The 6,000-nt window shown below is 49.9% G+C and carries 6 protein-coding genes; 5 read left to right on the top strand and 1 reads right to left on the bottom strand.

What is annotated here, in order from left to right; all coding sequences use genetic code 11:
- The 4 genes from DXZ20_RS03040 to DXZ20_RS03025 all read left to right on the top strand — a co-directional run.
- Nucleotides 1-1,538, top strand: a 1,538-nt coding sequence (locus DXZ20_RS03040; protein WP_163696592.1) for an FAD-dependent oxidoreductase, incomplete at its 5' end; no start/stop codon positions are given.
- A gap of 120 nt (nt 1,539-1,658) precedes the next feature.
- The gene (locus tag DXZ20_RS03035; protein WP_006518404.1) at nt 1,659-1,808 is read left to right on the top strand and encodes a hypothetical protein; all 150 of its coding nucleotides are present in this window, start codon (nt 1,659-1,661) and stop codon (nt 1,806-1,808) included.
- Nucleotides 1,809-2,459: 651 nt separating this feature from the next.
- The gene (gene nblR, locus DXZ20_RS03030; RefSeq protein ID WP_006518405.1) at nt 2,460-3,149 is read left to right on the top strand and encodes a response regulator transcription factor NblR; all 690 of its coding nucleotides are present in this window, start codon (nt 2,460-2,462) and stop codon (nt 3,147-3,149) included.
- Between the two features lie 118 nt (nt 3,150-3,267).
- A complete protein-coding gene (locus DXZ20_RS03025; RefSeq protein WP_163671351.1) occupies nt 3,268-3,801 on the top strand; it encodes a DUF192 domain-containing protein in 534 nt (177 codons plus the stop codon).
- Between the two features lie 204 nt (nt 3,802-4,005).
- On the opposite strand, the gene DXZ20_RS03020 is transcribed toward DXZ20_RS03025, so the two are convergent.
- Nucleotides 4,006-5,157, bottom strand: a complete 1,152-nt coding sequence (locus DXZ20_RS03020) for a pyridoxal-phosphate-dependent aminotransferase family protein (RefSeq protein ID WP_163671352.1) — start codon at nt 5,155-5,157, stop codon at nt 4,006-4,008.
- Between the two features lie 296 nt (nt 5,158-5,453).
- Between DXZ20_RS03020 and DXZ20_RS03015 the strand changes: the two genes are divergently transcribed.
- Nucleotides 5,454-5,942: an ureidoglycolate lyase gene (locus DXZ20_RS03015; RefSeq protein ID WP_163696331.1), complete on the top strand. Its 489-nt coding sequence runs from the start codon at nt 5,454-5,456 to the stop codon at nt 5,940-5,942.
- Nucleotides 5,943-6,000 lie beyond the last annotated feature (58 nt).

Genomic DNA, 6,000 nt, shown 5'->3' with positions numbered 1-6,000 from the left:
GGTTTACGGTGTATGCCAAGGTCGTGGTAGAAGCCACTGATTTAGGCGATCTGCTAGAGGTGGGCGATGTACCCTCACGGGTGGGACAAGAGGCCCGCAGCGAAACAGACGAAGCAATTTTGCCAGAGGACGCCCGACCCCAGTGCCAACAGTCATTTACCTTTGATGTGTTAGTGGAACGTACGCAGCCTGGAAAAGGGGTGCCCATTGGTATGCCAACAGAATACGGACGGGTACCATGGCTCAACCTACAAGAATTTACTGGAGACTTTTGGGTCCGCAAAAACACAGTTTGGAAAAAACGCGATTTCTTTAATGCGTTTGGTATTTTTCGCTATCGTCGCTTGTTACGACGTTCTCTGTACAAAAAAACAATCTCCCCTGGCGATGTGGCCGTGATTAATTGGGGAACATCGAGCCACCCGGAGCGGGGTCAGTGCTGTGGTAACGACTATCGCACTGGCTACCTGGTGGGGCTTGATCGCTCAGAGCGACAACAACAGATTGCCCGGGCACGTACCCGAGCGCAGGCCTATATTCACTACTTGCAAACCAATGGCTCACCTGATCTCAAACCCCGAGGAGATCTCACCTGGACCAAGGATGGCATTGCCCTGGAACCCTACATTCGAGAGGCCCGTCGAGGCATTGCTATGACCACCATTCGCCATGAAGACGTGGCTGCTAGCTTTTTTCCGAATCAGGCACGTGCCCGTACTTTTAACGATACGCTGGGCATTGGTCAATATCACTACTTAGACCTCCATGGCAATCTGGTGGATGGTCATGTGAGCCCTACCGGGAAAGATGTCATTGCCTTACCCTTCACTTTACCAGCGGGGGCACTGGTTCCTATCAATACAGATGGCTTAGTTTTATCAGCTAAAAGTATTGGCACCACCCACATTACCAATGCCGCCTATCGGATGCACCCGGTGGAATGGGCAATTGGTGAGGCTGGTGGCTTTTTGGCAGCCTTTAGTGTGTGGACTGGAAAACAACCCCGTGAGATTGTTCGGAATGAGTCCTTATTACGCAAGCTACAGGGCTTTTTGACCCGCAATGGTATTCCCATTGTATGGTTTGATGATGTAGCCCATACGGACCAAGATTTTGAAGCCATTCAGGTAATGGCAGCGGCGGGAATCGTCAATAGCGAGAATGAGAAAAACCTGCATTTTCGCCCCTATGCCAGCGTTAGCCGTGCGGTTGTTTGTACAGCCTTAGTTAGTCTCTTAGGGCTAGAAAAAAATACTCCAGCTCAGCCATCTTTCAGAGATGTACAACCTGGCCAGCACTGGGCCTATAGCAATATTGAAACCCTTAAGGCCCAAAATATGGTGGCGGGTGTGGGGCGGGGGCGGTTTGCTCCAGACCAGGCCATGACTCGTCAGCAGCTGGGCTTCTTAGTCAAAAAAGCAATGCCTAAGCACCATGAAGCCGCCTTTGTCGGTACGCCAAGGGATCGGCGCATTGTTCAGCGTCGAGATCTCTCACGGGTATTGTATGCGTTATTGAAAGCTAAGCTCGCGATCTGAACATTTTTTTGATAACAGGACTAGTTGCGCCTTTGTGACGACTAATATCGGCCATTTGCCCGTACTGTTGCCTAATTGAGTGTCCTAAACTCAATTTATAAGTCATAGCCAGAACGAACCATGCCAACTGAACAAATGACAATTTATGTACCCCCTCGGGTGAAGAAGGCAATCAAGCAACTAGCGTGTGATAAAGAACAGTCTATGAATACAGTTGTTGTTGAGGCGCTAGAATTGGCAATTGCCGCCTGGTCTGCTCAAAATGTTTAATAGACACCTAGCGTAAAAATGCCATGTAAGCTTAATTCTGGGCTCAGTTAGTTAACAACTCTGGGCCTAGTTAAACGATACTGTGTTTAGCTAGCAACAAACTTGTGTTCTATAAGCGAGAGCAAGGAGTAAAAGAGATGCACCCTAAATGGTTTGTGTCCTGCTCATAAGAGCTGCTTGTTGGTAGTACACTCTGAGTCCGAGCTCAGATGGCTTACTGAGCTTTTTACGCTTGTTAATAATAATAGGAGAAAACGATCTCCTGTAAACCCTCATGTCCGTTATTCTGAGCATTCTTTATGGTTGCCTAAAGTAACTAGATGTAATGTCTAGGAACTATGAAGTGTTACTAAGAGATTTGCTGTTGATACCATGGGTGAGCATTCTCTCGTATTGTTGTATATTCTTCTGCGGACATTTTATCCAGGTTCTTGAGAATACAGTTCATCCGACCCTGAGTTTGCATAACATGTCTCGATGGCGGTGCGTTGCTTAGGGGGGATACTGACGCCCTTTACAGGGTCGCTCTTTTGTATACATTTTTTAACTTATGGTGTTTGGATGAGCACGCGCTAGTATTTGCGTAGTAATAATCCGCGAATTTAAAGTTACAGTTTGCGATGCGCGTATACAAAGCGGGAGGTTGATCCTATGGGTGCATCTGATGCGGCCCCCTGTGTTTTACTAGTGGAGGCCAATGAAGAATTGGCCCAGGATGTCAGTAACGATCTGCGTGAGTCCGGTTACATTCCGTTGGTAGCGACCACGATAGATTCAGGCATTAAGGAAGTTCAAACTCGTCACCCGGCGCTGATTGTGGTCAATCGGATGTTGGCGGGCGAGTCGGGATTAGACCTGTGTCAGCAGTTGCGATCGCAAGGTGATCGTACCCCCATGCTGCTATTGATGGCTCGTGACAACCTGGACGACCGGGTGGCCTGTATTGAGTCTGGGGCCGACGATTATTTTCTCAAACCCTACCGCAGCGATGAATTTCTAGCCTTGGTCAGCGCGTATTTACAGCCCAGTGAGTACGGTGTTGAACAGTTAGTGTTTGGTGAGCTTACCCTCAACATCACCAACCGTCAGGCCATGCGCAGCAGCCGGGTTATTGACCTGACCATGAAAGAATTTGAGCTGCTCAAATATTTAATGGAGCACCCCCGCGAAGTCTTGACCCGCGAACAGATCCTAGAAAACGTGTGGGGCTACAACTTCATGGGTGAATCCAACGTGATTGAAGTGTATATTCGCTATTTGCGCTTAAAAATCGATGGAGAAGGCGAAAAGCGCTTAATCCAAACCGTTCGCGGCGTTGGATACGTATTACGTGAAACGTAGGGTGGACAAATCTGGTAGGGGCATACTCTTGTGGGTGCCCTGAGGTAACCGGGAGCCGAAGGGACACAGCAACAACGTAGCCCACAAAAATTGTGATGTTCATTAGAGGAAGACAAGCGTGGCCGATTGGCATAAGCAGCAATATTTTCTGTTACCCGCTCTATGTTGTCTGCTGCTGGCCTGTAGTAGCACAGAACCTACAGCTTCCTCTGGCACTTCTGTGACAGACGCTGCCTCTGATTCCATCGTACTCACTGGACCTGGCCAAGTGCTTCCCATTACCGCTCAAGCGACCATTGTCGGTGAAACCTTTGACTTAGAGGTGGCTGCAACCCCGCGCCAGCAACAGCTAGGTCTGATGTTTCGCGAGGCTCTACCCGATAACCGAGGGATGTTATTTCCCTTTAGTCGACCACGACCTGCCCGGTTCTGGATGAAAAATGTGCCCGTGGGGCTGGATATGGTGTTTTTATATCGAGGCGAAGTGCAGGGCATTTTCGAGGCCCCGCCCTGTGGGGCAGACCCTTGCCCTACCTATGGTCCAGGCAATCTGCTGGTGGACAATGTCATTGAGCTACGCCTGGGTCGGGCAGCGGAGTTGGGGTTAAAAGAAGGTGATCAAGTTGAGATCACGTTTTTGGCGGGGGAATAGGCTTAGAGGTTTTGTCAAAAGGCAAACTTGGTTGGAGGCCCCCACCCCCCAATAATGGGGGCTTCAGAAACTCAATTTCCTTAGGATTTATCATCGTTAGGGAACTCAAAGCCCCCCAACGTATAGCCCAAGGGGCATTCAAGAAAGGGGGATTTAGGGAGCCTGGACAACTGAAAGCATTAGCATTTTGCCGAGACCATTGCTCTACCGCAATACCTGGCTTGCCGCCGATACGCCGCTGCCGGGGGCAAAGCCTTCATACCCGAGGATTTGTAGCGTCGTTTCTAGGGACGCGATGGTGGTGAGGATGTCGCGATCGCACACAAACCCCAAGTGTCCAATTCTGAAGATCTTGCCCTTCAGATGGTCCTGACCGCCTGCTAGAGCAATGTCAAACTGCTTGCGCATAGTGGACCGAATATCCTCAGAATTCACAACGTCACCAGGGATGACGGAAGTGACTGCGGGGCTACTGTAATCATCGGGAGCCAGCAGTGGCAGCCCCAGAGCCTTCATTGCGGCGCGGCAAGCCTGCTTCTGACGTTCGTGGCGAGCAAAGATATTTTCCAGTCCTTCTGCCTTCATCATTTCCAGAGCGGCCTGGAGGCCAAAGTACAGGTTAACCGGTGGGGTAAAGGGCGTGCTGTTTTTGGCAAAGGATTTCCGGTACTTACCCAGGTCCATATAGAACTTAGGCAGCGTAGCATTCCCATAGGCAGCCCAGGCTTTTTCACTGACGGAGACAAAACCCATGCCAGGGGGGAGCATAAAGCCTTTCTGAGAACCGGAAGCAACCACATCTAGACCCAGCTCATCCACCTTCAGATCGTAGGACGCCAGACTGGTCACAGCATCGACAATGATGATGGCTTCACCATGGGCTTTGACGTGCTCGTTGATAGCTTCTACGGGGTTGAGCACACCGCTGGACGTTTCGCTGTGGGTGACGATGACGGCCTTAATCGCCTTGTCAGTATCGGCGGTCAGGGCTGCGCCAAAATCCTCCGGCTTTAGGGGGACACCCCAGTCTTCTTGAATGACTTGTACATCCAGGCCAAAGGCTTTAGAAATCTGGGCCCAGCGATCGCCGAACTTACCGTTGCTGCCGACGAGGACCTTATCGCCAGCGCTGAGGAAGTTGATAATGCCTGCTTCGACAACGCCGGTCCCGCTGGCGCATAGGGTTAATACTTCATTCTTGGTTTGGAATAACCACTGAAGACCTTCGTTGATTTCGCCGATGATTTTGCTAAAGTCACCGCTGCGGTGGCCGATGGGGTGTTTGCCCATCGCTTGGAGGACCTTTTCGGGCACCGGTGTGGGTCCCGGAATCATTAGCATTGCTTTATTATCCATGGGGTTGGGAGAGCATATCAAAAGTGCATTCCCCAGAATCGCATAAGTTCTGACGTACCTTGCCGCATTTTTGATGTGTTGTAAGGTTTGGGTGCGATCGCAAACGGCACAATCGACGTTGTCCCTTGAGTGGACAGCCATCAATTAGCGCTAGGTTTTGAATCTGGTGCGGGATTATGGCCCCTGACCGATCTTTGAATATATAAGCGTTAGTGGAAGATTACGTACCGTCAAACTGACTTGTTGCAACTTGAAATAGTCAGCAAAATATAGGGATTGCTCCCCCTAACATCGCCATGGAAACTACTTTGCAACAGCTGACGGCTCAACCTTTGACTGCTGAATTGTTTCGGCCCTTTGGGCAGGTGCTACGCCCCCAGTGGGATGGTAAATCCTATGACTCTGAGGAGGCCCAACTAAAACTGGACGGGGGTATTCCGCGTTTTTACATCATGCAGCTAGAGCGTAAAGGTAGGCGGTTTGATCAGATTACGCGGCATTTGGCCTGTACGCAGTGTTTGGGTTCGCTGGAGGGAAAAGAGTGGCTGATGGCAGTGGCTCCTGCCTGTGAGGGCAGTGCACCAGACCCGGAGCAAATTCGAGCGTTTAAGATTCCTGGAGATTGTTTTATTAAACTTGAAGTGGGCACCTGGCATGCAGGACCTTTGTTTGAGACAGATGTGATTAATTTCTATAACCTAGAACTAAGTGATACAAATATTGTGGATCACGATACGTGCAATTTAAGTCAGACCTATAGGATGAGTTTTGAGATTGTTGAATAGCGGTCAAAATCGTAACAAGGTGGTTTGATTTTGATTTGGGTATAATTTGGGCAAGCCC

It is taken from the genome of Adonisia turfae CCMR0081, from assembly GCF_011009555.1.
Lineage (GTDB): Bacteria > Cyanobacteriota > Cyanobacteriia > Phormidesmidales > Phormidesmidaceae > Leptothoe > Leptothoe turfae.
This window is presented reverse-complemented; position numbering and strand designations above follow the sequence as displayed.

Bases quoted from the DNA above. Each gene is read 5' to 3' on its own strand.
- DXZ20_RS03020 (WP_163671352.1), bottom strand. From the start codon at position 5,157: ATGGATAATAAAGCAATGCTAATGATTCCGGGACCCACACCGGTGCCC.
- DXZ20_RS03035 (WP_006518404.1), top strand. From the start codon at position 1,659: ATGCCAACTGAACAAATGACAATTTATGTACCCCCTCGGGTGAAGAAG.
- DXZ20_RS03015 (WP_163696331.1), top strand. From the start codon at position 5,454: ATGGAAACTACTTTGCAACAGCTGACGGCTCAACCTTTGACTGCTGAA.
- nblR (WP_006518405.1), top strand. From the start codon at position 2,460: ATGGGTGCATCTGATGCGGCCCCCTGTGTTTTACTAGTGGAGGCCAAT.